The organism is Pseudomonas sp. B2M1-30, from assembly GCF_025447575.1.
Lineage (GTDB): Bacteria > Pseudomonadota > Gammaproteobacteria > Pseudomonadales > Pseudomonadaceae > Aquipseudomonas > Aquipseudomonas botevensis.
Window position 1 is genome coordinate 70,738 of sequence record NZ_JAOEJT010000002.1, and the last position, 25,465, is coordinate 96,202.

Genomic DNA, 25,465 nt, shown 5'->3' on the forward strand with positions numbered 1-25,465 from the left:
ATCAACTCAAGGTACTGGGCGCCACTCCCAGCAGGCGCGTCAGGTTGTTCATGATCGCTTGCTGGCGCATCCGGTCGGCCTGGTATTCGGCTTCGGCGGCGGCGACATCGGCGGCGCAGTGCGGGCAGGTCGTTTCGTGGGGGTGGATGTACTGGCGGCAGCCGCGACACAGACTCAGGCGTTGCGGGATGCGGCCCTCGTCCGGTGATTTCTGGCCCTGATTGATCCACGCCAGCTTGATCACCTGGCCGCTGTCGCTGACGCTGGCGACCTGTTCGCCGGTGTCGATGTGTTCGGTGATCAGGTCGAAGCGGCCGACGGCAAAGGATTTCTGCGCGGCGTCTTCGAGCTTGACGATGCGTTCGCGCAGTCCGCGTTTTTCCAGTTCCAGGGTGCGGTAATGGCAGTACGGGTTGTTGCCGGGTTTGCCCAGCAGCGAGTGCGACGTCCAGGTGCAACCACCCCGGCAGACGTCGTTGTAATAGCAGGTGCGGCAATAACCCCACAGGTCATCGACCGAGCGCAGACGGCCGAAGTGGATGCCTTCGCTGTAGTGCCAGATGTCGTGCAGGCTCATGTTGCGTACGTTGCCGCCGGAGAAACCGACGGTGGCCAGCGACGGACAGCCTTTCACCGTGCCGTCCGCTTCCAGCGCCAGCACGGTCTGGCCGGCCGCGCAGCCGCTCCAGTGAATACGCTCGTCGCCGAAGCCGCGCCACAGGTGTTCGTAAGGGCCGTAGTAACCGATGTTGTTGCCGACGTTCATCAGCAGGCCACGATCCAGGCCTTCGCGATACAGCCGCGCGAGCAGCGGCATCACGTCGAGCAATTGATAGGGCTGCAACAGCAGCTCCGGGTGATCGACCGCGTTGCCCATCGCCACGGTGAGCTGGATCTGCCAGTGAGTGGCGCCGAGTTCGATGATGGTGTCCATCAACTCCGGCAGGTCGGGCAGGGTGGCCGCGCCAATCTGCGTGTTGACGCTGACCGCCAGTCCCGCAGCCTTGGCGCGGCGCAGGGTGTCCACGGCCTTGTCGAATGAGCCGGGTACATTGCGCACTGCGTCGTGCAAGGGCGCGAGTCCGTCGAGGGAAATGCCCACGCCGTTGAGGCCGGCGTCCACCGCTGCCTGCATCTTCGCCGGGGTCAGGTTGCGCCCGCCGGTCTGGATGGCGCAGTACATGCCGTGGTCGTGAATGGCGCGAATCAGTTGCGTCCAGTCCTTGCGCAGATAGGCCTCGCCGCCGATCAGGGTGATCTCGCGGGTGCCGAGGGCGGCCAGGGAGTCGATGACGTCCAGGCATTCGCGGGTATTGAGCTCGTCGGGGCGCCGATGCCCGGCGCGGGAGCCGCAGTGCAGGCACTTGAGGTCGCAGGCCAGGGTGATCTCCCAGACCACGTGTACCGGCACGTAGCGTTTGAGATCGTTTTCGCTGAGGTAGCGGGCAGGGCGGTTGTCTGTCATGGGAATCCTTGTGCACAGGCCTGTGCACGGCACGAATGGACTGACCTCGGGGGTGCTGGAACACCGGGCGCGACCCCTTTCGGCGGCGCCCGGTGTTGTCGCTTAGCGCGCTTCCAGTCGCGCGATTTCCGCGTTCAGCTGACCGAGCGCAGTGCGCAAGGCGTCGTGGTGAGCCAGTTGCTGTTCGCCCTGTTGCACGGCGACCTTGATCTGCGCCAGATCACCGCTTTCCCGGGCCGTCTGCACGGCCACCGCATACAGCGGCACAGCGTGATGGGGCGGCGGCTCGACGGTCGATGCCTGATGCACCGCCACGTGCCTGACCTGGTGCCACTGACCGCCTTCGTTGTAGCGGTAATCGACAAACCCGCTGGTCCAGTTGTCGAGGATGCCCTTGAGGCCGAAAGTCTGGGCGATCTGACTCAGCGGACCGCTCGGGCTGCCGGCGAGGGTGAGGATGATGTGACTCTCGACCGATGGGGTCAGTTTGGCCTCGGAATAGTCGCCCCAGACGCGGGCATGGAAATTGAGCGGCGGCCAGGTGCTTTGAAAGATGCTGGCAACGCCGCTGACTTTTTTGCTGACGGTGTTGACCAGCAGGTCGAGGGTCAGAACCGGTGCGCCGAGCAGTGAATTGCTGGCGATGAGGCGGGTGTGGAAAAGTCCGATCGACATGGTGTTACTCCCTTGAATGATTGGCGGATTCAGTGGCCGGATCAGCGTGCTTGCAGCTTGCTGATTTCGCCCTTCGCGGCTTTTACTGCCTCCTGCAGTTCGGGTTGCTGATCCAGTTGCTGTTGGGCCAGCTTCGCCAGGCTCTTCATCTGGGCCAGGTCACCGCTGCTGATTGCGCTCTGGATCGGCGCGGCGTACAGCGGCAGGATCGGCGGGTTCGGAAGAATGACCGGGCCGGGATTGAAGGGTTGAAAGACGTGCGACGGAACCTCGACCAGATGCGCGGGCACGTTGTTCACCTCATGCCAGCGCTGGCCGTCGAAGTATTCATAGTTGGCCACGCCTTCGCGCCAGTCTTCGCCGACCACCAGATGGATCTTGAAATTCACGATGGAGTTGGAGCCGGGGCCGCCGTGGTTGCCCTGGGCGGTGATCAGGATCTTGCTGACGGCGGGTTTCATGACCGTCATGTAGGTGTATTCGCCCCAGACGTCCGAGTCGATGTCGAGCGGCGGGTTGGTCGCCTGGGTGATGGCGGCGGTGCCGGTGACATGCTTGTCTGGCGTGGAAACCAGCAGGCTGAGTGAAAGGCTTTGCGCACCCGGCAGGCCGGTGCCGATCCGGTAACTCACAGGAAACAAGCCGACGTTTTGTTGCTGAACAGAACCAGACATGTTGATTGCCTCCATTGCAGTGGGTAATGGCCCTAGGGTTTTTCCAGACGGGAAACTTCCCTGGCCAGTTTTTCGTACGCGGTTTTCAGCTCTTTCGCTTCCGGCTTCGTCGAATCGCGCTGCTTCAACAAAGTCTTCATCTGCTGCAGGTTGCCTCCAGTGATCGCGTCCTGGATGGCCACCCCGTAAGGGGGCATGTTGTGATTTGCACCGGTCATATCGAGGGCTTCCTCGCAGGTGTTGCCGTACAGCCCCCGTCGACGCAGGGGCGCCTTTCCTGGCGGGCAGGCAACATCTCTCGTCTGGAAAACCGGCGACAGTCTTCCCGGTGAGGTCGCGACCTGAACCGTCCGGATCTGGTGGTGAATTCGAGTCTGCGCGGCTCGACGAACAGTCGTCGGGTCAGGCGCGGGCGCCGTCAGCCGAAACCGTCAGGTCTGGCCGCAGGGGGCAACGAAGGGGGCTGCCGGAGGGGCAAGCGGGGGAAGTGCGTCTGTACGTTGTTCATCTTTCTGTCCTTGATAGAAAGCAACGAAATACAGGGATCGGTCATTCACTCTTCAAGAGTGCAAACCTGCGCAAGCACAAAAAACCATCCCTGATTTATCTTCCAGTGCTGCTGATGGCGAGCGACAGACGGGCTGCTCGTCACGTGGCCAGCATTTCGCCAGCCACGCAACCCTAGACCCGAATCCGCGCGCCTGCCAGAAAAAGCGCCGAACGGTCATGCTGGTTTGCAAGAGGGAAATTGGCGGTTCAGCAAAGGGGTTGACGATAACCGCTTCAACCGCTTGATTTGCGTTCCTTATCCCGCCCGGCCCGGATTTACGGGAGAAGAACGGGGCGCTGGCGACTCGGGTCGCAAGCTTGCTACCCATTGCTGCACGGACCCGAGTGAAGTCATCATGCGCGCGATGCTCACCCCAACCGCCGAGGCCGACATGCCCCTGACCTTGCTCCTTCGCTGCAACGATCTGGCCAGCACCCGCGACCATTACCGGGATGTCCTCGGCTTTACCGTGACGGACTCATTCGAGCCGACCATCACCGCGCAGCTCGAGGACAGCCGGCTGATCTTCACCGGGCAGGATCTCTGGTCGCTGCCGGTTTCCTGCTCCGGGACGTTCTACTTTGCGGTCAGCGATGTCGAGCGTTACTACCAGTCGATCAAGGACAAAGCCGAGATCGTCTGGCCGCTTCAGGAAATGGCCTATGGCTCACGGGACTTCGGCATTCGCGACTGCAATGGCTACCACCTGGCGTTTTCCCAGATCGAGCCGCGCTGATCTTCAGGCAAAAATCCCCAGCAGCAGCGTCGCCAGAATCACCGTCGAAGCCCCGCCGATCCGCGTGGAAATCTGCGCGAACGGCATCAGTGACATGCGATTCGACGCCGACAGGATCGCCACATCGCCGGTGCCGCCCAGGCCGCTGTGGCAGCAGGTGACGATGGCCGATTCGATGGGGTACATCTTCATCAGGTAGCCGATGAAGAAACCGGCGACGGTCATCGACACCACCACGCTGATGCACACCAGCACATACCCCACCGAGAACACCTTCACCACGCTGTCGAGCGGCACATAGAGCATGCCCAGGCCGATCATCACCGGCCAGATGAACGCTGACGACACCAGTTTGTAGAACGACTGCGCGCCTTTCTCCAGCCGCTCCGGCAGCACCCGCACGTATTTGAACAGCACCGCCGCGAGAATCATCATCACCGGCCCCGGGATGCCGACGACTTTTTCCAGCAGGCCGCCAAGCACGAAGAATGCGCAGATGATCAATACGCCGGCACCCATCAGCCGCAGGTCGATGTGGGTGGCGGTTTCTTCCTTGACCTTGAATTTGTCGTTCTCGGCCTTCGCCCGAATCAGCGCGCCTTCGCCGTTGATCGCCGGGCGTTTCAGGGCCATGCGGGCAAGGTAACCGGCGCAGATGATCGCCGCGATGTTACCTACCACGGCGGCCGGCACCAGCTGTGCGACATAGATGTCCGGCGTGCCGCCGAGGATTGCCGAGTAGGCCAGGGACAGCGGCAGAATCCCTTCGCCAATCCCGCCACCGATGATTGGCACGATGATGAAAAAGAACGTGTGGTAAACGCTGTAGCCGGCGAGTTTGCCGACGATCAGCCCGCTGGCGACCGCCGCCAGAGTGCCGACGAGCAGCGGGATGAACATGCGCAGCATGCCCTGCACGAGAATGAACCGGCTCATGCCCAGAATGCTGCCGACCACCAGGCTGGCGATCACGAAATACAGGAAGTTGGCTTCCTTCATCAGCATCTTCGTGGCGTCGAGGGTCGGCGCGCCGAAGAAGCCGTAGAACACCAGGATCGACGGCAGCATCAGGCACAGGATCGCACCTCCGCCGATTTCCCTGAGCAGCGGCAGGCGCGAGCCGATCTGGCCGAAAAAAACGCCCATGGTCATGATCACCGCGAGGCCGCCGATCATGTTTTTCGGCAGAAAACCCAAGTGTGCCGAGAGAAACACGATCACGGCGATGCCGAGGAATATCGGCAGCGGGATCACGCCGATTTCGTAACTGCGCAGGCGTTGCAGCCAGCCGTCGGGGCGGCCGTCGTCAAGTTTCAGGGATTGCTCAAGGGCATCGTTCATGACGCTGTTCCTCATGTTTGTTTTTATCGAGGATTCAAGGAAAACCACGGTGAACCGGCAGCGCGTGGCGGTCCGGTAATTTGATGGTATCTTTCGCAAATCACGCGATAAACAACGGAAGTATGCGGCGTATGAACACGAATCGTGACCAATTCCCCTTGCCCGAAGACCTCAAGGTTTTCCTCACCGTGATCCGCAAAAACGGCTTCGCCAGCGCCGCCGACGAGCTGGGTTATTCCCCGGCCTACGTCAGCAAACGCATCTCGGTACTGGAAAGCACGCTGGCGACGCGACTGCTGCATCGCACCACCCGGCGCATCGCGCTGACCGACGACGGTGAGCGGGTGCGGGTCTGGGCGGAAAAACTGCTGGGGGAGTTCGATCATTTTCTCGGCGAGATCTCCCAGGCCCGGCACCAGCCCAGCGGTTCGCTGCACATTTGCAGCAGCTTCGGTTTCGGGCGTAACCACGTGGCGCCGGCGATCTGCAAGCTGTCGCAGACCTATCCCAAACTCGATATTCGCCTGGATGTGTTCGACCGGGTGGTGGACATCGTCGGCGAGGGTTTCGATCTGGAAATCCTCGTCGGCGACGACCTGCCGGGCCAGCACCTGGGGCGCAAACTGGTGAGCAACCGCCGCGTGCTGTGCGCAACGCCCGAGTACCTGGCGCGACGCGGTACGCCGCAATCCCTCGATGACCTGAAAGATCACGATTGCCTGGTGCTCAAGGAGCGCAACAATTCGTTCGGCGTGTGGAACCTGACTCGCGACGGACAGGAGGAATCGGTGCGGGTCAGCGGCCCGTTGTCCTCCAACAGCGGCGAGATTGTGCTGGAGTGGGCGTTGAGCGGCGGCGGGATTCTGCTGCGTTCGATGTGGGACGTGAAACCGATGCTGGAGCAGGGCCGGCTGGTGCAGGTGCTGGAGCAATACACCCAGAGCGCCAACGTCTGGGCGGTTTATCCAACCCGGCTCAGCGAGTCGGCGAAATTGCGGGTTTGCGTGGAGTTTCTGGAAGCGTATTTCCGCGACATGTCTGTCGAATAAAAAGCTCGGGCGCCATCAGCGCCCGGCCTTTTTTTGTCAGCCCAACCAGGGATTGTCCGCCAGATGCCGGGCTTCGAAGGCGCGGATCTGCCCGGCCCGTTGCAGCGTGGTGCCGATCGCATCGAGCCCCAGCAGCAGCGATTGCTTGCGCAGTTGATCGATCTCGAAACCGATCACTGAGCCGTCCGCCAGTTCGATGTGTTGTTCCGGCAGATTGACGCTGATCTGCGCCGTGGCGGCGATGCTGCTGGCCTCGGCAACGCGCTTGAATCCGGCCTCGTCCAGTTGAATCACCAACACGCCGTTGCGCTGGCAGTTGTCGTAGAAAATCCCGGCGAACGTGGTGCCGATCAGTGCGCGGATGCCGACTTGCTTCAAGCCCCAGACCGCATGTTCGCGACTGGAGCCGCAACCGAAGTTGGGGCCGGTGACCAGAAACGTCGCGGTATTCCACGGCGCCTGGTTGAGCACGAATTGCGGATTCGGCTCGCCGGAAGCGAGGAACCGCGAATCGAAGAACAAGCCGCGATCCAGCCCTTGGCGATCGATGCCCTTGAGAAACTGCTTGGGCATGATCACGTCGGTGTCGATGTTGGCGGCCAGCAACGGCGCGGCGCTGCCGGTGACGGTGTTGAATGTCTGCATGGTTCAAGCCTCCTGCGCGAGCGCGCGCACGTCAGTCAAATGCCCGCTGATGGCGGCGGCAGCGACCATCGCCGGGCTCATCAAGTGAGTACGCGCCCCGGCGCCTTGACGGCCCTCGAAATTGCGATTGGTGCTGGAGGCGCAACGGTCGCCGGGGGCGAGTACGTCATCGTTCATCGCCAGGCACATCGAGCAACCCGATTGCCGCCATTCGAAACCGGCGTCGAGAAAGACCTGCGCCAACCCTTCGTCTTCGGCCTGCTGCCGAACCAGCGTCGAACCCGGCACGATCATCGCCCGTACGTGAGTCGCCACATGCTTGCCGCGCACGACGCGGGCGACGTCACGCAAGTCCTCGATCCGCGCGTTGGTGCAGGAGCCGATGAAGGCGTGGCTGATCACCACGTCGCTCAGGGGCATGCCCGGTTGCAGGCCCATGTAGTCGAGGGCGCGTTGCAGACCCTGACGCAGAATCGGGTCGGGTTGCGCGGCCGGGTCCGGCACATGCCCGCCGACCGGGGCGGCCTGATCGGGGCTGGTGCCCCAGGTGACCATCGGCTCCAGCGCCGCGACGTCGAGGGTGACCTCGCGATCGAACACGGCGCCGTCGTCGCTGCGCAGCGTTTTCCAGCGCTCGACGGCCTGGGTCCAGCGTTCGCCCTTGGGCGCGCGTGGCTTGAGTTGCAGGTAGGCGAAGACCTTGTCGTCCGGCGCCATGAACGCGCCTCGGGCACCGGCCTCCACGGCCATGTTGCAGATGGTCATGCGCGCTTCGACGCTGAGGGCTTCGATCGCCGGGCCGGCAAACTCGATCGCATAACCGGTGGCCCCGGATGCGCCGATGCTCTCGATCAGCGCCATGATGATGTCCTTCGAGGTCACGCCCGCGCCGAGCACGCCGTTGACCGTCACGCGCAGGGTTTTCAGGCGTTTGTAGACCAGGGTCTGGGTGGCCAGCAGGTGCTCGATCTCCGAGGTGCCGATACCGAAACCAAAGGCGCCCAGCGCACCGTAAGTGGTGGTATGGCTGTCACCGGCGGCCACGACCATGCCGGGGAGAATGAAGCCTTGCTCCGGCGCCACCACATGTTCGATGCCCTGGCGTTTGTCGAGGACATCGAACAGCTCGATGCCGAAATCCCGGCAATTCTTCTCGAAATACGACACCTGCTGCGCGCCGCCGGCGTCCGGCATCGTCGCCGTGCGGGCAGGGGCGGTGGGGTTCACATGATCGACCACCGCCAGCGTCGCCCCCGGCCGCCAGACTTCACGTCCAGCCTCGCGCATCCCGCTGAAGGCTTGCGGGCTGGTGTACTCGTTGGCGACCTGACGGTCCACATAAAGCAGCACATGGCCCTGATCGTCGAGGGTGCAAACGGTGTGGCTGTCGATGTGCTTCTGGTACAGCGTTCTGGGGCGGCTCATGGGCGTTGGCTCTTTTCGGTCGGTTCGGACTACCGAAAGAATATTCAACGCGAGATTTGCATCAAGATTGCTTTAGTGAAGTTGTTAATCATGAAGTGTGAATAATCAAAGGCTGTGGCGTTGTTGCCCTCTCCCTTGGGAGAGGGCCTGGGTGATGGGGCGAGGGATTGCAGCTCAAACCTCCGGCAGCTTCGCAATCACCTTGATCTCGAAATCAAACCCGTACAGCCACGTCACCCCCACAGCGGTGATGTTCGGAAACGGCGCCTCGCCCCAGAACTCCGGCACGACTTCCCAAATGGTTTCGAACTTGGCCTGCGGGTCGACCATGAACACGGTCACATCCAACACATCATCAAAGCTGCAGCCCGCCGCATCGAGAACGGCATTGAGATTGCTGAACGCCAACCGCACCTGCTGTCGCAGATCCGGCTCGGGCGAGCCGTCTTCGTGGCTGCCGACTTGCCCTGAGACAAACAGAAAACCATTGGAGCGCACGGCTGGTGAGTAGCGATTGCGCTCATAAAGCGCCTGGCGTTTGGGTGGGAAAACGACGTCACGGGTCATGGGGTGTCTCCTTCAAGGGGGTTGAACCTGTGTTGAAGGAAATTTAAAGCGCTTGCGCCGGGCGGATAAACCAGCAACCTTGGCGATCACTGTTTTTGAAATCCAAACAATCGGCGCGAAATCCGGGGTGCCAATGGACCGTTTTGATGCAATGCAGGCGTTCGCGCGGGTGGTGGAGGCGGGCAGCTTCACCAAGGCGGCGCAGACGCTGCACATGAGCAAGACCACCGTGACGCATCTGGTGCAGCAACTGGAGGCGCGGCTGCGGGTCAAGTTGCTCAACCGCACCACGCGCAAGGTCAACGTCACCGTGGACGGCGCGGCGTACTACGAACGGGTCATCAGGCTGCTGGCCGACATGGAGGACGCTGAAACCAGCCTGTCCGGCGCTTCGGTCCAGCCCAAGGGACGTCTGCGTGTGGACGTGCCCAGCCCGTTGGCAAAGCTGATTCTGGTCCCCGCGTTGCCCGGGTTCTATGCGCGCTACCCGGACATCCAGATCGAGATGGGCGTCAGTGATCGCATCGTCGACATCATCGATGAGAACGTCGATTGCGTGGTGCGTGGCGGTGAATTACGGGATCAGTCGCTGATGGCCCGGCGGGTCGCCGATCTTCAACTCGGAGTGTTCGCGGCGCCGGATTACCTGGCCCGCGCCGGCACTCCGGTAGATCCTCGAGAGCTGGAAAACTCCGATCATCGCGTGGTCGGATTCCTCTGGGCGCGCACCGGCAAACCGTTGCCTTACTCCCTGAGCAATCACAACGAACGACTGGAAATACGCGGCCGTCATGCCCTGGCCGTGGATGACGGCAATGCCTATCTGGCAGCGGGCCTTGCCGGTCTGGGGGTCATATGGCTGCCCAAATACATGTCCGATGCCCATCAGGCGCGGGGCGAACTGGTGCCGCTGTTCGAAGACTGGCGCCTCGATCCGATGCCGCTGTACGTCGCCTATCCACCGAACCGGCATCTGAGCCGCAAGGTGCGGGTGTTCATCGACTGGGTCGCCGAGGTCATGGCCCGGCACGCACCGCTCATTGATCGGCCAGATGCTTTAGTAGCCACTCGGTAAAGGCCCGCGCCATCGGGTCGCTTTCACTGTCGCGGTGGGTCAGTAACGCCCAGTTCGGGCCGCGGATGGTGTTCTCCGCCAACGGCTGCAACAGCCCGTCGGCGCGCGCCTTGCGACTGAGCAACTGGCTGACCAGGGCAATGCCGAGCCCGCTGCAGGCGGCGTCCAGCAACAGCCCCGGGTCGGAAAAATTCAGCCCCTGACCTTGCTGACCGACGTCGATCCCGGACTCCACCGCCCAATGGCTCCAGTCCATCTCCCGCTCGCCGTGCAGGGTGGTGCGCCGGGCTGGCGCGACCGCCAACAGGCTCGGATGACACGCCGGATACAGCCGATCAGCATGCAGCACGCGGAAGCTGCATTCAGCCTGCGAACTGATGTCGTCGCGCACCGCGAGGTCGATGGTCTGGGTCGCCATGTCCGGCACTTCGTCAGTGCTGAAAATCCACAAATCCACTTCCGGATGCTCGCGACGGAATTCGCCCAGGCGCGGCAGCAACCAATGCCGGGCGAACGCCGGTGTGGTGTTGAGCACCAGTTGATTGGGTTTCTGATATTGCCCCAGGCGCCGGATGCCCACGGCCAATTGCTGGAGCATCGCCTGGGTGGTGCTGAGCAGATCGTGGCCGGCATCGGTCAGGGCGACGCTGCGTCCGCTGCGGAAAAACAGCGGCTGCTCAAGGTACGCCTCAAGGCTGCGGATCTGCTGGCTGATCGCTGACTGGGTAAGGCTCAGCTCTTCGGCGGCCTTGTGAAAACTCCCCAGTCGAGCCGCCGCTTCGAAGCCGCGCAGGGAGCTGAGAGGTGGCCAGTGTTTCAGCATGATCGATAAGTTCCTCTAATCATTTATCCGCTAAATCCATCGTTTGTTCGCCCTGAAGGGCCTGCGTAGCATAGCTGCCAACGCCGCCAAGGCTGTTTTTCATTGAACACAATGGCTTAACTCAAAGGGCTTTTACCATGCAGCAGAACAATAAAAACAACAACGGTTGGATGATGCCGGCTGAGTGGGTGACCCACGCCGCGACGTGGATGGTCTGGCCGCACAATCAGGCGCTGTGGGAGTCCGGTTGGGGCGTGACGCTGCCGCTGGTGCAGGAAGATTTCGCCCGGGTGGCCAACGCCATCGCCCGGTTCGAACCGGTGAAAATGGTGGTCGATCCTTCCGCCGTCGCCAGCGCCAAGGCCTTGTGCGGGCCGAACATCGAATTGATTGAGCTGGCGGTCAACGACAGTTGGTGCCGCGACTCCGGCCCGAGTTTCGTCTGCCATCCGCAACAAGGCCTGGCCGGGGTGAGCTGGCGCTTCAACGCCTGGGGCGGCAAATCGGCCCATGATCTGGACGAAAGCCTGGCCCGCCGCGTGCTCAATCAGTTGGGCGGCGAATGTTTCGGCACGTCCCTGAGCAACGAAGGCGGGGCGATTCACGTCGATGGCGAAGGCACGCTGATCACCACCGAATCGGTGCTGCTCAATCCCAATCGCAACCCCGGCGTGAGCAAGGCCGAAATGGAAGAAATCTTCAGCCGCCTGCTCGGCGTGAAGAAAACCGTCTGGCTGCCGGGTGACCCGGATTATGTGACCGGCGACATGACCGACGGCCACGTCGATGGCGTCTGCGCCTTCGCCCGTCCTGGCGTGCTGCTGGTGGACGCGACCCATGACCGCAGCTCGGTGTACGCCGAAGTCGTGCGGGAAAACCGTCGTGCGCTGGAGCTGGCGACCGACGCTCAGGGACGCAAATTCGAGCTGATCGAACTCTATGAAGCCAGCGATGCGGTGGACACCGAGGCCGAAGTGTTCTGCGCCTCGTACACCAATTTCTACATCGCCAACGGCGCGATCATCATGCCGGCCTATGGCATCGACGCTGACAAGGTCGCCGCCGAAACGCTTGCCCGGGCCTTCCCGGGCCGCGAAGTGGTGCCGGTGCGCATCAATCATCTGGCCCATGGCGGCGGCGGGGTGCACTGCATCACCCAGCAACAGCCGGCCTGGCCGGTGGAGGGTTGAGTCATGACGCTGTTGAACATCGCCACCACCCAGATGCCCTGCACCTGGGATCTGAAAAGCAACCTCGATCTGGCTGAGGTGCTGGTACGCGAAGCCGCCGCGAAGGGCGCGCAGGTGATCCTGTTGCAGGAGCTGTTCGCCACGCCGTACTTCTGCATCGAACAGAACCATGCGCACATGGCCCTGGCCGAGGAATACCGCGACAGCAAAGTGTTGGCGCGCTTCGCCGCCCTGGCCCGTGAACTGGGCGTGGTGTTGCCGCTGAGCTGGTATGAAAAGGCCGGCAACGCCTACTTCAACTCCCTGAGCGTGGCCGATGCCGACGGACGCCTGCTCGGGGTCTATCGCAAGACCCACATCCCGAACGCCATCGGCTATCAGGAGAAGGAATATTTCAGCCCCGGCGACACCGGTTTCCGCGTCTGGGACACCGCGTTCGGCCGGCTCGGCGTGGGCATCTGCTGGGACCAGTGGTTCCCCGAGACCGCGCGCTGCCTGGCGCTGATGGGCGCCGAAGTGCTGCTGTTTCCCACCGCCATCGGTTCGGAACCGGGCTGCGCGGAGCTGGATTCCCGGGACCACTGGCAGATGACCATGCGCGGCCACGCCGCTGCCAACCTGCTGCCGGTGATCGCGTCCAACCGGGTGGGTCATGAAGTGGCGGGCAGCGACGCGGATCTGCAAATGCGCTTCTACGGCTCGTCGTTCATCAGCAACCACAAGGGCAAGTTGCTCGCCGAAGCCGACCGTGACAGCACGGGTGTGCTGGTGCACACCCTCGATCTGGCAGCCATGCGCGAAGACCGTTTGAGCTGGGGGATCTACCGCGACCGGCGCCCGGAAATGTATGGCCCGCTGCTGAGTCAGGACGGCCGTCACCTTCACGCCCGCTGGAATCCTCAAGGAGTCTGATATGCATACCCCGAACAAGTGGTTGCTGGGCGCTCTGGGCCTGGCGCTGGTCGGCGTGATGCCCGCCGTACACGCCGAAGACAAGACCCTGCGGTTGTACAACTGGGCGGATTATTTCGCCGAAGACACGCTGACAAAGTTCACCGCCGAGACTGGGATCAAGGTGATCTATGACGTCATGGACGGCAGCGAAACCCTGGAAGCCAAGATGCTCTCCGGCGGCAGTGGTTACGACCTGATTTTCCCCGGCGACACCGTGGCCGAGCGCCTGATGCGCGCCGGCAGTCTGTTGCCGCTGGAACCAGCGAAAATCGCCGCGATGAGTGATATCGAACCGGGTCTGCAAAAACTGCGCAGCCACTACGAACATTCGAACAAGGCCACTGTGCCGTATACCTGGGGCACTATCGGCCTGACCTACAACGCCGAGCAGATCAAGCAGCGCATGGCCGATGCGCCGGTGAACAGCCTGGACATGCTGTTCAAACCGGAGCTGGCGGCGAAGTTTGCCGATTGCGGGATCTCGATGATCGACTCGCCGGACGAAGCGCTGGCGGTGGTGCTCAACTACCTCGGTCGTGATCCGCGCAGTGGCAAGCCGGCGGATCTGGCGGCGGCCAGTGACGTGCTGATGAAGCTGCGGCCGTACATCCGCAAGTTCCAGTCGCAACCGGTGACCGACCTGGTCAACGGCAACCTGTGCCTGTCGCTCGGCTACAGTGGCGACATGACCCAGGCCCAGCGCACCTCGGACAGCGCCGGCAAGAAGACCCAATTCCAGTACCGCGTGCCCCGCGAAGGCACCACGGTGTGGATGGACACCATGGCCATTCCGGTCGATGCCAAACACCCGGAGTACGCCTACGCCTTCATCAACTTCGTGATGCGCCCGGAAAACATGGCCGCCATCAGCAATTTCACCGGTTACCCGACCTCCAACGCCAAGGCCCGGGCCGGGGTGGACGAGGCCATGCGCAACAACCCGGATATCTACCTCGACGAAGCGACCTATGCTCGTCTGATACCGGGCAAGGACATTCCCCAGGCCGACATGCGCGCGCGTATGCGCACCTGGACCAAGTTCAAGACCGCCACTGCAAAGTGATTTTTATCCGGGCCGCCCGGCGGCCCACTACAACATCAGGAACGTACACATGCCGACTCGTCGCGAGTTCATCAAACAGGTTTCCGTCGCCGCCGGTGTCGGTGCTGCCGTCATGGGCCTTGGCCTGTCATCGGCACGCGTGCTGGCGGCCGGCACAGGGCGCTGGTTCATGCCCGACGAGGGCGACAAACATGAGCGCGCGTTCATGGCATTCGGCGCGCAGGACGCCATCTGGGAAGACTTCACCGAAGACGTCCAGGAAGCCCTCGGCCGCATCGCCCGGGCCATCGCTCGTTATGAGCCGCTGACGATCTATTGCCGCAGCGGTGAACGCAGCCTGGCCGAAGAGATTTGCGGTACATCGAACATCACCTACCAGACCGCTGCACTCGACGACATCTGGATGCGCGACATCAGCGCCAACTTCGTCATCGACGACAACAACGGCCTCGGCGCGGTGGATTTCAACTTCAGCGGCTGGGGCGGCAAGCAGCAACACGCCAAGGACGCGAAGATCGCCAAACGGGTCGCAGCCGATGCGCAAGCGACCTACATCCGCAGCGAACTGGTGGGCGAGGGCGGCGGTATCGAAGTCGACGGCCACGGCACCGCGATCATGACCGAGAGCTGCTGGATCAACAGCAATCGCAACCCGGACTGGAGCAAGGCGGATGTCGAGGCCGAACTCAAGGCACGACTGGGCCTGCGCAAGATCATCTGGCTGCCGGGGATCAAGAACAAGGACATCACCGACGCTCACGTCGACTTCTATGCGCGCTTCGTCAAACCGGGCGTGGTGATCGCCAACCTCGACACCGACGAGGAGTCCTACGATCACAAGGTCACCCTGGCGCACCTGGAAATCCTCAAGAAAGCCACCGACGCCGATGGCCGTGCGCTGCAAATCCATGTGGTGTCGCCACCGCTGAAACCGCGCAAGAGCAAGTTCAACCAGGACAACCCGGACTTCGCCGCCGGCTACATCAACTACTTCGTGATCAACGGCGCGGTCATCGCCCCGGAGTTCGGCGACAAGGCAGCGGACAAGAAGGCGTTCGATCTGCTGAGCCAGCTCTACCCGGACCGTGAGGTGGTGCAAATCAACATCGACGCCATTGCGGCGGGCGGTGGCGGGATTCACTGCGTGACCAGTCATCAACCGGCGTAATACCCGTCATGACTGCTCCCACGCAGAGCGTGGGAACCTTCGATAACCGATCAGCGGAAACGCGCGGGAAGCGCCTCGGCGAACGGATAGAAGTCAAACCACGGTTTGGCTTCTTCGAGAACCCGGGCAACGGAAGGGCGCTGCACCAGTCGTTCGAAATAGGCATGCAACCGGTGGTGATCCTCGGGAATTGGCACCAGTGTGCTCGCATAGAACAACGCGGGGGCGGCAGAGCAGTCGGCCAGGCTGAAGTCCGGGCTGGCGACCCATTGGCCGCTCACTAATTGCCGTTCCAGCATGCCGTACATCGTCAGCAGGGTGGCCCGTTCGCCGCTCAGATCAGCGTTGCCGGCATGGATGCGGTCGGCAACGATTCTCTGCAACGGCGTCTGCCCGTAGTGATCGAAAATCCGGTCCCATAACCGCACTTGCAACGCGGTGTCCCAGTCTTCGGGAATCAGCTTCGTCGAGCCGCCATGGACGTGATCCAGATACTCGATGATCACACTCGACTCCGCGATATTGCGCTGGCGGGCGCGATCCTGAATCACCGGGAACTTCACCAGCGGCCACAAGGCCCGCAACTCCTCGCGTTCGGCCTCGCTGGAGAGGTCGATCAGGCGCTTTTCGAAGGCGATCCCCTGTTCATACAGGGCGATCAGCACCTTGTGGCAGTAGGACGACAGCGGGTGGTAGTAGAGGGTCAGATCCATGGGGCGGTGCTCCGGGGCAGCGGCAAAAGGCACTACACAGGTATAGCTCGCCTATGCACCGGCAGTCTTCACTTCGCTTGATAGTAGCGGATCAATTGCCTCGATTTGATGAAGGTGACGTAGCCGAGCGCAGCTATCAGCAATAACGCCAGTGCCGGACCAGCAGCGTTGGCTCCTGTGTTGAATTGGACATAGAGCGAAAAGACGAGAATCAGTGCGACGTAACTTGCCAGGCATTTGTTGAAAAGCGCCAGAAGCAGCGCAACGCTTGCGACGATCACTGAGTGGGCGACGGTGATCAGTCCCATTTCCATCAACAGTGAAGAGGGGATGCTACCGAATTTGAGTTGGGCGACCGTCACCGGGATTTCGTACAGAAACCATTGCAACGTGCCGACCAGCAGCAGGCTAAGGGCAGTGATCGACAGTAAGTGTTTTGTTCTGGAGCTCATTGGCCTTCCTTGCGTTCATGCGCCGCTGCGGCGAGTTGTTCAGTGTCCACCCGCACAAAAACCGAGTCGCCCACCGCTGTCAGCACATCCCCGGCGTAGACCTCGCAGATCACCCGGGTCTTGCGCCCGACTTCGCCCTCGACTCTTGCGCTAAGGGTCAGCGGCACGCCCATTGGCGTCGGTTTGATGAACTTGATGCCGAGGTTGCCGGTGACGCAGTTGATGCGCGGCAGGCTCTCTGGCTCGCGTTGTTCGGCGCGGTAGTGGTAAGCCATTGCGGTCCAGTTGGAGTGGCAGTCCACCAGCATGGCGATCAGCCCGCCGTAGACCAGTTCCGGCCAGCCGCAGTACATGGCTTCGGGCAGGTGCTCGGCGACGACATGCACGCCGTCCTCGTGCCAATGGCTCTTGATGTGCAGACCATGGGGATTGCTGCTGCCGCAGCCGAAACAAACCCCTTCCGGAGCGGCGGTGTCTTGCAGGGAAGTGCCGAGAGTCGTCATGCCGGGATCATCCTTAAACAGTGAGCAGAACCGGGGCGGATTCTAACCCTGAACGGCTCGGTTTGAGGATGCTCTCCTACAGTCTCGGAGGACTCCTTGTGGGAGCGGGGCTTGCCCGCGAAGGCGTCGGGTCAGTCAATATTATTGCGACTGGTCCGACGCCTTCGCGAGCAAGGCCGCTCCCACGAGGAGGGGGAGCGGTTTCAAGAATGCTGAATATCCCGATCCTTGGTTTCCGGCAGGAAGAAGATTCCCAGCACCGCTGTCATCACCGCAATCACGATCGGATACCACAAGCCGTAATAGATATCTCCGGTTGCGGCGACCATGGCAAACGCCACCGTCGGCAGGAACCCGCCAAACCAGCCGTTACCGATGTGATACGGCAGCGACATCGAGGTGTAGCGAATCCGTGCCGGGAACAGTTCCACCAGCCACGCCGCAATCGGCCCGTACACCATGGTCACGTAGATCACCAGAATGGTCAGCAGGAGCAGCACCATCGGGTAGTTGGTCTTGGCCGGGTCTGCTTTCTCCGGATAGCCGGCCTCTTTGAGTGCGGCGCCGAGGCTGGCGGTGAAGGCGTCGTTGCGGGTCTTGAAGTCGGCGGCGGGCAGGGCGCTGCCCTCGAAGCTCTCGATCACTTTGTCACCGATACGCACCTGCGCCACGGTGTTCGGTTCGGACACGACGTTTTCGTAAGGAATGGCCCGCTTGGCCAGCACGGTTTTCGCCAGATCGCACGAACTGGTGAATTTGGCCTTGCCCACCGGGTCGAACTGGAACGAGCACTGGTCGGGGTTGGCGATCACTTTGACCGGGTTCTTCTCCTGGGCGACGAACACATCCGGGTTCCCGTACTGGGTCAGCGCATGGAAGATCGGGAAGTAGGTCACCGCCGCCAGAATGCACCCGGCCATGATGATGCCCTTGCGGCCAATGCGGTCGGACAGGCTACCGAACAGCACGAAAAACGGCGTGCCGATCAGCAGCGAACCGGCGATCAGCAGGTTGGCGGTCTGCGGGTCGATCTTCAGCGTCTGCAACAGGAAAAACAGCGCGTAGAACTGCCCGGTGTACCAGACCACCGCCTGGCCGGCGGTGCCGCCGAGCAGGGCCATGATCACGATTTTCAGGTTGTCCCAGCGGGCGAAGGATTCGGTCAGCGGCGCTTTCGACGCCTTGCCCTCGGCTTTCATCTTCATGAACACCGGCGATTCGTTCAGTTGCAGGCGGATGTACACCGACACCGCCAGCAGCAGGATCGACAGCAGGAACGGAATCCGCCATCCCCAGGCCTCGAACGCTTCAGTGCCCAGCGCGGTACGGCACGCGAGGATCACCAGCAGCGACAGAAACAGACCAAGGGTCGCGGTGGTTTGAATCCACGAGGTGAAATAGCCACGCTTGCCCTTCGGCGCGTGCTCGGCCACATAGGTCGCCGCGCCGCCGTATTCACCGCCCAGCGCCAGGCCTTGCAGCAGCCGCAGGGTGATCAGAATGATCGGCGCCGCGACCCCGATGGTCGCGTAACCTGGCAGAAAACCCACAATGGCCGTCGACACACCCATGATCACGATCGTGATCAGAAACGTGTGCTTGCGCCCGATCATGTCACCCAACCGCCCAAACACAATCGCCCCGAACGGCCGCACCGCAAAACCGGCGGCGAAGGCGAGCAGGGCGAAGATAAAGGACGTGGTCTCATTCACGCCGGCAAAGAAGTGCTTGGCGATGATCGCCGCCAGAGAGCCGTAAAGGTAAAAGTCGTACCACTCGAACACCGTCCCCAGGGACGAGGCAAAAATGACCTTGCGCTCCTCCTTGCTGACACTGTGATGCGGGGCGCTGCCTGTAGACATGCTGTCGAGAACCGCCATGAGTGTTTCTCCGTCGTGCTTTTTGTTGTTGCAGGCCGGAGCACCTGACAGTGTTGCTGTACCCATGGCCTGGGGTCGTTGTCGCATCGCCCGTGTATCAAGCGGGCACAGACTGACGGCCTCACCCTTGGGGGGAGGTTCCCTTGAGCATAGCTGTCGAAACACGTTCCTTCTTCAAACAGCGCCCGGGGCCTGTAAACTGGCCGCCCGAAATGGCGCGCATCCTTGAATGCACACGCCGTCGATCACTTTCAGCAAAGGATTTTCCCATGGCCAATCAAGACCTCAGCTACACCCCGGACCCGGATGCAGACTCGATTTCTTCGGACGTTGTCGGCTTCAACGGGATTCTGGTGTCGACCCAGATTCCGACCCGTGCCGATGGCAGCCTGGAACTGGGCGATGTCATGTTGCAGAGCGAATGCACCTTGCAGGCGCTGAAAGTGGCGCTGGAGAAGGCCGGCAGTTCGATGGATCGGGTGATGCACCTGACCATCTACCTAACTGATATGGCCGACCGTGCGGCGTTCAATGAAGTCTACAAACGCTTCTTCGCCAAGCCATGGCCGGTGCGCGCGGCGGTCGGCGTGGCGGCGCTTGCGGTGGACGGCATGAAGGTCGAAGTCACCGCGATGGCCGCCAAGGCCTGACCTGGACCCTGTGGGCAGGCATCAGGCACAAAACCTGTGGGCTGGCCTGCCAGCGATAGCGGTGTGTCAGGCACCATCAATGTTGAATGTGCTGCCGTCATCGCTGGCAAGCCAGCTCCCACAATGTTCCGGGGGTGTCTGCCGAATTGGCGTCTGGCACAAAACCTGTGGGAGGTGGCTTGCCAGCCCCCACAAAGTGCGAAGAACCTACAGGTTTTCGAAGTGCGCCAGGGTCATCGACTGCCTGCCGATGTCGGCGTGGGGCAACGAGGGATCATCGGCGTGGGTCAGCAGTCGGTGTTCCGGCAGTTTCAAATGGCCCTTCTCGAACTCACGAAAACCCTGTGTCGCCTTGTTGTAGTGAAAGTGCGCGTACCACAGCAGGGTGGCGGGCGTTTTCGTAAGGTCGTGGATCTCGTACTCCTGCATGAAGTCCCGACGCCCGTCGCGGCGCTTGCCGAGGTCGACTTTGTCTTTGGCCTTGCGAATTTCTACAACCTTCTGCTCCAGCAAGTCGACGAGCATGCCGTCAGTGGGGTTTTTGCTCCTCAGTGATTGTTCGGTGCGCATTTGCCGACCGCGCGTCTTGAGTTGAGCGGCGCTGTCGCGCAACGACTTGATAAGTGCCGGTTCGGCATCGAGCTTTTCCAGACGCTCGGCGCGATGGGTCAGTTCATCGGCTTCGCTGACCAGCATATGCTCCAGGTCGACCGGCAACATGTCTTGCTCGGCGTAGGCGTTCACTTTGGTTTCATAAGTGGGTAGGGAATTCAGGCGTTTGCGGGCTTCGGCTAGCAGGTTGTCCAGATCTGCGGATGTCGGTTCATTACTTTGCACCGGCGGATTCAACAGGCGAAAACGACCGTTGGTATTCTGTTCCCAAACCTCGGTCACTCCGCCTTTACCCGTCAGCTGAAATTGTCGAGTCTGAGTCGTTGGCTCCCAGGACTCGACGCCAATCAGAGTTGCACCGTCTACGGTAGTAAACGTCTTCTTGGTAATCGTGCCGCCCGTTTGCCGGGTGTGTGGCAGTAGACGCGCGGTACGTGCGTTTTCGGCCAGTTCTTCGATTAGCGCTTCCAGTTGCGGGATTTCATCGAGGCGCAGGTGTTGAGGGTAGGTGGTGGCCCATACGCGAATATCCCGCAGGAATGATTGGTAAGTATCGATGCAGTTTTGTAGAACCTGATTGCGTTGCGTGGCGGTCATTACGGCTGCCGAGAGGTTGTGTTGCGAGTCCATCGCCCGGTGAGTCCTCAGGCTCATTTCGTCCGCCTGCCGATGGAAGAACAGCCATGAAGCATCGGACATGTCCTCGTGGCGGTGGATATTTTCCAGCATGTGGTTGGCTTTGAAGTAGAGCAGATTACCCTCGGACATGCGACCGTTTAGAACAGTGAGTTGTTGGCTGAACAACGCTTTGTCTGCAGGGTCGATGATGCGCTCGTACCATCGATTGAGATCGCGCATGAGGATTTCGATGGTCTCGATCGACTTCAGGTTTTCCAATCGGAGTTGGCGCATTGTCAGTAGCAAGTTCACTTGCTTGCGAAATGCGCTCCCGGGCAATTTCACCAGTTCATTGAGAAGTCCGTTGATCTGATAGGTTCGTCGACGGAGATTGTTATTGTGCAGGTGAACCAGAAATTCGAGGCGGTCTGCTACCTTGCCGGCATCCTTACTCAAATCTTTGTTCAACAAGCGTCGATTGTTGCCATGGCGAAGGGGAATTAGCTCGACCAGCAGCGCATAACGTCGTTCGGTAAGTTCTATATCGCCCTTGCACACAATCTCGGCCGCTGGACCCAGCCGGTAACGATCGTAATCCGATGCGCCATAGTAATGGTCGAGAATGACTTTGCTACGCGGGAATCGCGCTTGCATTTCTACCGTCAATGCTTCAGCAACGCTGGTCAATTGGTAGAGACGCCGGAATCCACGGTCTACCCACCAGCGCGGCAGCCGCTCGCGAATCGCCAGTGGCCAGAGCGGATCCAGCGCCTCGGCGACGTGCCCGATTACGTTGCCACCGCCCAGTCCGCCACCATCGAACGTCGTACCGTGCACCGCGAAATGGGTGTTCCACTCGCCGTTTTCATCCAGGGCTATCGGTTGTTTGTAGGTCTTCTGCGCGGTGCCGCTCAGGCGCCAGCCACGGGAATCTTTACTGGGTTCTACCTGGTAGACCTGCCCGCAACGGACAATGAAATCACCGTCGGGGTGTCGATAAACATTGCGATAGACACCGGCCTTGCCTGGCTCGATAGCGACCAGGTTGATACTGCGCGGGCAGGTGTAACCATCGAAGCGAGCTAGGTGGTGAGGGGCTGGGTGTCTGGTTGCTGGCGTGGTTGTTCGTGCGGATTTAATGGGACTGAACGACAGGTCGTCCAACTGCCGCTTGCGGGTCAGGGTTCGGGCGGCGTGGGTCGCCGTGCCGGGCGCGTGAGCGGGCGGCCGAGCCCCGCCCACACTCACCCCCGGCAAGATATCCATGGCCGCATCGATCAGGCACAACAGCACCGATTCCAGCTCCGCCACGCCATCGCCAACCCGGCCGCGCAGGAAGGCGGCGGCGGCCTGGTTGGCGCTGGTCCAGGCGTCGTACAGGGCGATCGTGGTGCCGACGAAGGGCACCATGCTCAGGGCCATTTTCAGGTAGTTGAACGCGCGCGGGCCGTTGAGCGCGTAGCGTTCCAGGTACAGCGCATCGTTGGAGCGCGAGGTGCCGCGATGGGCCTCGATCAGCCGGCCCATGTGCACGTTGAGCAGGTGCGCGGCCAGAGTGGTGCTGGCGGGCCAGCGGGTGCCGACGCCGATCAGCGCGCTGAAGCGTTTTTCGCTGGCCTGGCCGATCCGCACTTCGTGGGCGCGGACGTTGCCCAGCAGCGCGCGGCCGGCAAGGTAACCGGCCCAGGTGTCCTGCGCGCACTGGTTGAACAGGCCGAGGCGGGCTTCTTCCAGGCTGGCGTAGCGGCGCAGGAGCCGGCCGTCGGGGCTGTCGGGCAGGTAGAGCAGGGTGATGCCGCTGGACGGTTGCTGAATGAAGGTGACGCCGGCCAGGGTCACCGGGCCTTCGTCCGGGGTGTCCTTGCCGCTGCTGTTGAGCGTCGCCGGCAGCAGAATGACGGACGAAGCCTCTGCACTCTGGCCATCGATGGCCGCATCGAAGATCCGCTGCTCGTCGGCGCTGATGTGCTGCTGCAAGCGTGCGTATTCGCCTTGCAGACGCAGCATCAGGCCCCAGGGCTCGAGCAGGCATTCGCGGCGGTGCTGGTTGACGAACGGTGGATCGTCACTGGAACCCATGAATACCTGACGGATCAGGGTTTCATAGGCCTTGGCCAGATCCAGTTCCGGCAGCACCCGGTTCAGGTACGCCTTGGTGATGCCGCGCACCAGCGTCTGGCGCTCGGCCTCGCTCGACGCCGTGGCTTCGACGCGCAGGAAACCCAGGCGCAACTGCATCGGTTCCAGGCTCATCGACGGCGTGTTGTCGAGATTCTGCTGCGCCAGTTCCAGCAACGCGATCTTGCTGCGGGTCTTGCTCGGCACCAGCACCAGTTTCACCGGCGTACCCGGCGCGCCGGGGGCGGGAACGGTGTGTTTTTCCGTGGCCACCGAGTCCGGCAGATCCAGCTGGATGTCGAACTCACCCTTGAGCGAGAAATCCTTGCGCAGACGCTCGTGCAGGTGCTGACGGGTGAACGGCTCGCGCGGCGGCAGGGCGATTTCCAGCAGGGCGTGACTGCGCTGCATGGCGCCGATGTAGTGCTCGATCAGTTGCTTGAGGGTGCTGCGCGTGCCCAGGGACAGGTTGCGCAGCCAGTCCGGCAGGTTGTCGGCGAGGGTGGCGCTGCGGCGCTGCTCTTGCAGATGGGCGAGGGCCAGTTGTCGGGCGCCGCTGACCGGCACTTGCAGGGCCGCGCGAAACCGCTGGCGCAGCGTTTCCAGCTGCTCGGCCAGTTGCGTCGCCTGCGCCGGTTCGCTGTAGCGCTGGCGCAGGCTGGCGAGTTGCTCGTCGAATTCGAAGGTCATTTCGTGCAGGGCGTGATGCAGCGGGTCGCCGCTGATGGGCGTCAGTTGCACGACGAGTTCGGCGTCCTGTGCATGGCGCTTGAACACCTCGCGTTCGAGGGCGCGGCGATTGGCGAAACGTTGCACGCCACCGCCGGCACCGGGCCAGATCAGCAGCAGGCTGTGGGGCGACTCGGGATCGTGCAGGGCGGCGGTTTCGGTGATGATCCAGGGGCCGTTGAGGGCGGTGCGGGTGCTGTTGGCCTGTTCGATGAGTGAGAGCGAGAGGCTGGCGACGCAGGGGTTGCGAGTGGTTTTCTCGGTGATTTCTTCGGTGGTTGCGCTGGCGCCCTCGCGAGCAGGCTCGCTCTCACCGGGGAGCTGCAAAATGTGCTTGAGCGTTTGGTGTTCATCGTCGCTCAGTTGCTTGAGAGTGTGTTGCAGGTCGGCTTCGGCCAACAGGGCTTTTTTGTGCGCGCCATGCAGGGCGGTGAATTCGCGATTGAGGGTCACCAGGTCCAGCGCGCGCTCGCGGTACAGCAATTTGTACGCAGCAGCGTCGGCGTCGGCCTCGGCGCTTTCCAGGGTCTGGAACCGTTGATCCAGGGTCTGCCGTTGTTCGGCGCTGGCGTGCTGCGACCAGTGTTCCAGCGCAGCCTGCTGGCGTGCCACGGCGGCCTTGCGCACCGGCCAGGGGATGTCGGCGTGCAAGGCGCCGAACCACAGCGGCTCATCATCAGTTGCCTCAGAAGGCGAATTGAAGGATGTCGGCGGCATGGCAAATACGCCGCCGACGCTGAGCTGGCGATCCAGCTGCCCGGCCTGATCCAGCACCTGCGCGCCATGTTCGGCCAGCCCCGGCCGGTTCGGCGTGGCACCGCGCAAGGCTGCCAGGCGTGCCTGTTGCCAATGGCTGAGTAGGTCGGTCATGCCCTGGGTCAGCGGCAACGCCCGGGGGCTGTACTCAAAACGCAAGTCGCTGGCGGGCAAGCCCTTGGGCACCAGACCCTGACGGCCCAGCCAGGCCTGCAAGTCGGCGCGTTTGGCGAAGGCCTGCAACGCCACGGCCTGCTTGGGCAGGTAGAGCAATTGCGCGCCGTTCTGCGAATCGCCGACGCTGATCACCCAGGCGTCGGGCAGCGTGACACGGGTGTCGTTGCTCAGCAGCAGATCCACCCGTTCGGCACGCACCGGTTGCGGGCTGGCGGACGTGTCGTCCATCAGCAGCCACAGCGGGCGCAGCTGCTCGGCGCTCAGGGTGCGCTGGGCCAGTGCCACGTGAGCCGTGGCTTCCAGATGAATGCGATACAACTGACTGGCGCGCTCGCGGCGCGAGAGCGGTGTGCCCGGGGCGCGGCCATCCCAATGCGCATTCCAGCTCTGCTCCAGCGCCTGCTGCGGGTCGAGGTTGTGCAGGCGGATGAGCAATTGCAGCGGTGTGAGAGTGCTCAGTGGATGCTGTTTGCTCAGGCCGGTCACGACGCAGGGGCGATCGAGGGCGGCCGCCAGATTGGGGTGCTTATGGACAAAGGCCCAGGCCTGGGCGAGGCCAACGACCTGTTCGGCATGCTGCTCCGATGCACTGAAACGCAGGCCGATTTCCGGCTCGCCGAGGTCGAGTTGGCGCTCCAGCGCAGCGCTCAGCGCCCGTTGGGTGGACGGCACGCCGGCAAACAGTTCGCGCAGGCCGCTGCTGGCGTGGCGCCAACGTTCGAGAGCGGAGTGCAGCAGGCCGCTGTCGATGTTTTCGGACAGGTGGCTGGCGGGCGGCCAGGCGCGGGGTGAAGGCAGGTCATCTAAAGGAAAATGGTTGGGCATGATCAATACGTTCGTGGGGCACGTGGGAAATC

22 protein-coding genes are annotated in these 25,465 nt (G+C 62.1%); 8 read left to right on the forward strand and 14 right to left on the reverse strand.

What is annotated here, in order from left to right:
* Window position 1 precedes the first annotated feature (1 nt).
* From N8H74_RS04005 to N8H74_RS04020, 4 genes are all read right to left on the reverse strand, one after another.
* A complete protein-coding gene (locus N8H74_RS04005; protein WP_262146313.1) occupies window positions 2–1,465 on the reverse strand; it encodes a GDL motif peptide-associated radical SAM/SPASM maturase in 1,464 nt (487 codons plus the stop codon).
* A gap of 102 nt (window positions 1,466–1,567) precedes the next feature.
* Window positions 1,568–2,140: a DUF1842 domain-containing protein gene (locus N8H74_RS04010; protein WP_217829665.1), complete on the reverse strand. Its 573-nt coding sequence runs from the start codon at window positions 2,138–2,140 to the stop codon at window positions 1,568–1,570.
* A gap of 41 nt (window positions 2,141–2,181) precedes the next feature.
* The gene (locus N8H74_RS04015) at window positions 2,182–2,814 is read right to left on the reverse strand and encodes a DUF1842 domain-containing protein (protein ID WP_217829666.1); all 633 of its coding nucleotides are present in this window, start codon (window positions 2,812–2,814) and stop codon (window positions 2,182–2,184) included.
* A 32-nt stretch (window positions 2,815–2,846) separates the two neighbouring features.
* Entirely contained in the window at window positions 2,847–3,032 is a 186-nt protein-coding gene (locus N8H74_RS04020; RefSeq protein ID WP_217829977.1) for a DUF1843 domain-containing protein, read from the reverse strand.
* A 687-nt stretch (window positions 3,033–3,719) separates the two neighbouring features.
* On the opposite strand from N8H74_RS04020, the gene N8H74_RS04025 reads away from it, so the two are divergent.
* Entirely contained in the window at window positions 3,720–4,100 is a 381-nt protein-coding gene (locus N8H74_RS04025) for a VOC family protein (protein ID WP_225929852.1), read from the forward strand.
* Between the two features lie 3 nt (window positions 4,101–4,103).
* On the opposite strand, the gene N8H74_RS04030 is transcribed toward N8H74_RS04025, so the two are convergent.
* Window positions 4,104–5,441, reverse strand: a complete 1,338-nt coding sequence (locus N8H74_RS04030) for a 2-hydroxycarboxylate transporter family protein (RefSeq protein WP_262146316.1) — start codon at window positions 5,439–5,441, stop codon at window positions 4,104–4,106.
* 131 nt (window positions 5,442–5,572) lie between these two features.
* Between N8H74_RS04030 and N8H74_RS04035 the strand changes: the two genes are divergently transcribed.
* Window positions 5,573–6,490 (forward strand): LysR substrate-binding domain-containing protein, encoded by a 918-nt coding sequence (locus tag N8H74_RS04035; protein WP_217829668.1) that lies wholly within the window; start codon window positions 5,573–5,575, stop codon window positions 6,488–6,490.
* A gap of 36 nt (window positions 6,491–6,526) precedes the next feature.
* Here N8H74_RS04035 and leuD read toward each other — a convergent pair whose 3' ends face one another.
* The 3 genes from leuD to N8H74_RS04050 form a co-directional block, all read right to left on the reverse strand.
* The gene (gene leuD, locus N8H74_RS04040; RefSeq protein ID WP_262146317.1) at window positions 6,527–7,135 is read right to left on the reverse strand and encodes a 3-isopropylmalate dehydratase small subunit; all 609 of its coding nucleotides are present in this window, start codon (window positions 7,133–7,135) and stop codon (window positions 6,527–6,529) included.
* 3 nt (window positions 7,136–7,138) lie between these two features.
* Entirely contained in the window at window positions 7,139–8,560 is a 1,422-nt protein-coding gene (gene leuC, locus N8H74_RS04045; RefSeq protein ID WP_262146318.1) for a 3-isopropylmalate dehydratase large subunit, read from the reverse strand.
* A 174-nt stretch (window positions 8,561–8,734) separates the two neighbouring features.
* Window positions 8,735–9,127: a RidA family protein gene (locus N8H74_RS04050; protein ID WP_262146320.1), complete on the reverse strand. Its 393-nt coding sequence runs from the start codon at window positions 9,125–9,127 to the stop codon at window positions 8,735–8,737.
* Between the two features lie 133 nt (window positions 9,128–9,260).
* Here N8H74_RS04050 and N8H74_RS04055 point away from each other — a divergent pair, with 133 nt between their 5' ends.
* Window positions 9,261–10,202 carry a LysR family transcriptional regulator gene (locus tag N8H74_RS04055; RefSeq protein ID WP_262146321.1) on the forward strand — a complete coding sequence of 314 codons (942 nt, stop codon included), beginning with the start codon at window positions 9,261–9,263 and terminating at the stop codon, window positions 10,200–10,202.
* On the opposite strand, the gene N8H74_RS04060 is transcribed toward N8H74_RS04055, so the two are convergent.
* Window positions 10,165–11,025: a LysR substrate-binding domain-containing protein gene (locus N8H74_RS04060; RefSeq protein ID WP_262146322.1), complete on the reverse strand. Its 861-nt coding sequence runs from the start codon at window positions 11,023–11,025 to the stop codon at window positions 10,165–10,167. The two genes, N8H74_RS04055 and N8H74_RS04060, sit on opposite strands and share 38 nt — an antisense overlap.
* Window positions 11,026–11,162: 137 nt before the next feature.
* Here N8H74_RS04060 and N8H74_RS04065 point away from each other — a divergent pair, with 137 nt between their 5' ends.
* From N8H74_RS04065 to N8H74_RS04080, 4 genes are read left to right on the forward strand one after another with little or no spacing between them, the layout of a single operon-like run.
* A complete protein-coding gene (locus N8H74_RS04065) occupies window positions 11,163–12,215 on the forward strand; it encodes an agmatine deiminase family protein (RefSeq protein ID WP_262146324.1) in 1,053 nt (350 codons plus the stop codon).
* A gap of 3 nt (window positions 12,216–12,218) precedes the next feature.
* The gene (gene aguB / locus N8H74_RS04070) at window positions 12,219–13,127 is read left to right on the forward strand and encodes an N-carbamoylputrescine amidase (RefSeq protein ID WP_262146326.1); all 909 of its coding nucleotides are present in this window, start codon (window positions 12,219–12,221) and stop codon (window positions 13,125–13,127) included.
* A 1-nt stretch (window position 13,128) separates the two neighbouring features.
* Complete coding sequence (locus N8H74_RS04075; RefSeq protein WP_262146327.1) at window positions 13,129–14,232, forward strand: extracellular solute-binding protein; 1,104 nt, start codon at window positions 13,129–13,131, stop codon at window positions 14,230–14,232.
* 49 nt (window positions 14,233–14,281) lie between these two features.
* The gene (locus N8H74_RS04080; RefSeq protein ID WP_262146328.1) at window positions 14,282–15,400 is read left to right on the forward strand and encodes an agmatine deiminase family protein; all 1,119 of its coding nucleotides are present in this window, start codon (window positions 14,282–14,284) and stop codon (window positions 15,398–15,400) included.
* Window positions 15,401–15,450: 50 nt separating this feature from the next.
* On the opposite strand, the gene N8H74_RS04085 is transcribed toward N8H74_RS04080, so the two are convergent.
* The 4 genes from N8H74_RS04085 to N8H74_RS04100 all read right to left on the reverse strand — a co-directional run bounded on the left by N8H74_RS04085 (window position 15,451) and on the right by N8H74_RS04100 (window position 18,948).
* Complete coding sequence (locus N8H74_RS04085) at window positions 15,451–16,113, reverse strand: glutathione S-transferase family protein (RefSeq protein ID WP_262146329.1); 663 nt, start codon at window positions 16,111–16,113, stop codon at window positions 15,451–15,453.
* A gap of 68 nt (window positions 16,114–16,181) precedes the next feature.
* Window positions 16,182–16,565 (reverse strand): hypothetical protein, encoded by a 384-nt coding sequence (locus tag N8H74_RS04090; protein WP_262146331.1) that lies wholly within the window; start codon window positions 16,563–16,565, stop codon window positions 16,182–16,184.
* Complete coding sequence (locus N8H74_RS04095) at window positions 16,562–17,068, reverse strand: PaaI family thioesterase (protein ID WP_262146332.1); 507 nt, start codon at window positions 17,066–17,068, stop codon at window positions 16,562–16,564. The genes N8H74_RS04090 and N8H74_RS04095 overlap by 4 nt, the downstream gene beginning before the upstream one ends.
* A 203-nt stretch (window positions 17,069–17,271) precedes the next feature.
* Window positions 17,272–18,948, reverse strand: a complete 1,677-nt coding sequence (locus N8H74_RS04100; RefSeq protein ID WP_217829681.1) for an MFS transporter — start codon at window positions 18,946–18,948, stop codon at window positions 17,272–17,274.
* 269 nt (window positions 18,949–19,217) lie between these two features.
* Here N8H74_RS04100 and N8H74_RS04105 point away from each other — a divergent pair, with 269 nt between their 5' ends.
* On the forward strand, window positions 19,218–19,598 hold the full coding sequence (locus N8H74_RS04105) for a RidA family protein (RefSeq protein WP_262146333.1): 381 nt from the start codon (window positions 19,218–19,220) through the stop codon (window positions 19,596–19,598).
* A 207-nt stretch (window positions 19,599–19,805) separates the two neighbouring features.
* Here N8H74_RS04105 and N8H74_RS04110 read toward each other — a convergent pair whose 3' ends face one another.
* Window positions 19,806–25,433: a DUF6543 domain-containing protein gene (locus tag N8H74_RS04110; RefSeq protein WP_262146334.1), complete on the reverse strand. Its 5,628-nt coding sequence runs from the start codon at window positions 25,431–25,433 to the stop codon at window positions 19,806–19,808.
* Between the last annotated feature and the right edge of the window lie 32 nt (window positions 25,434–25,465).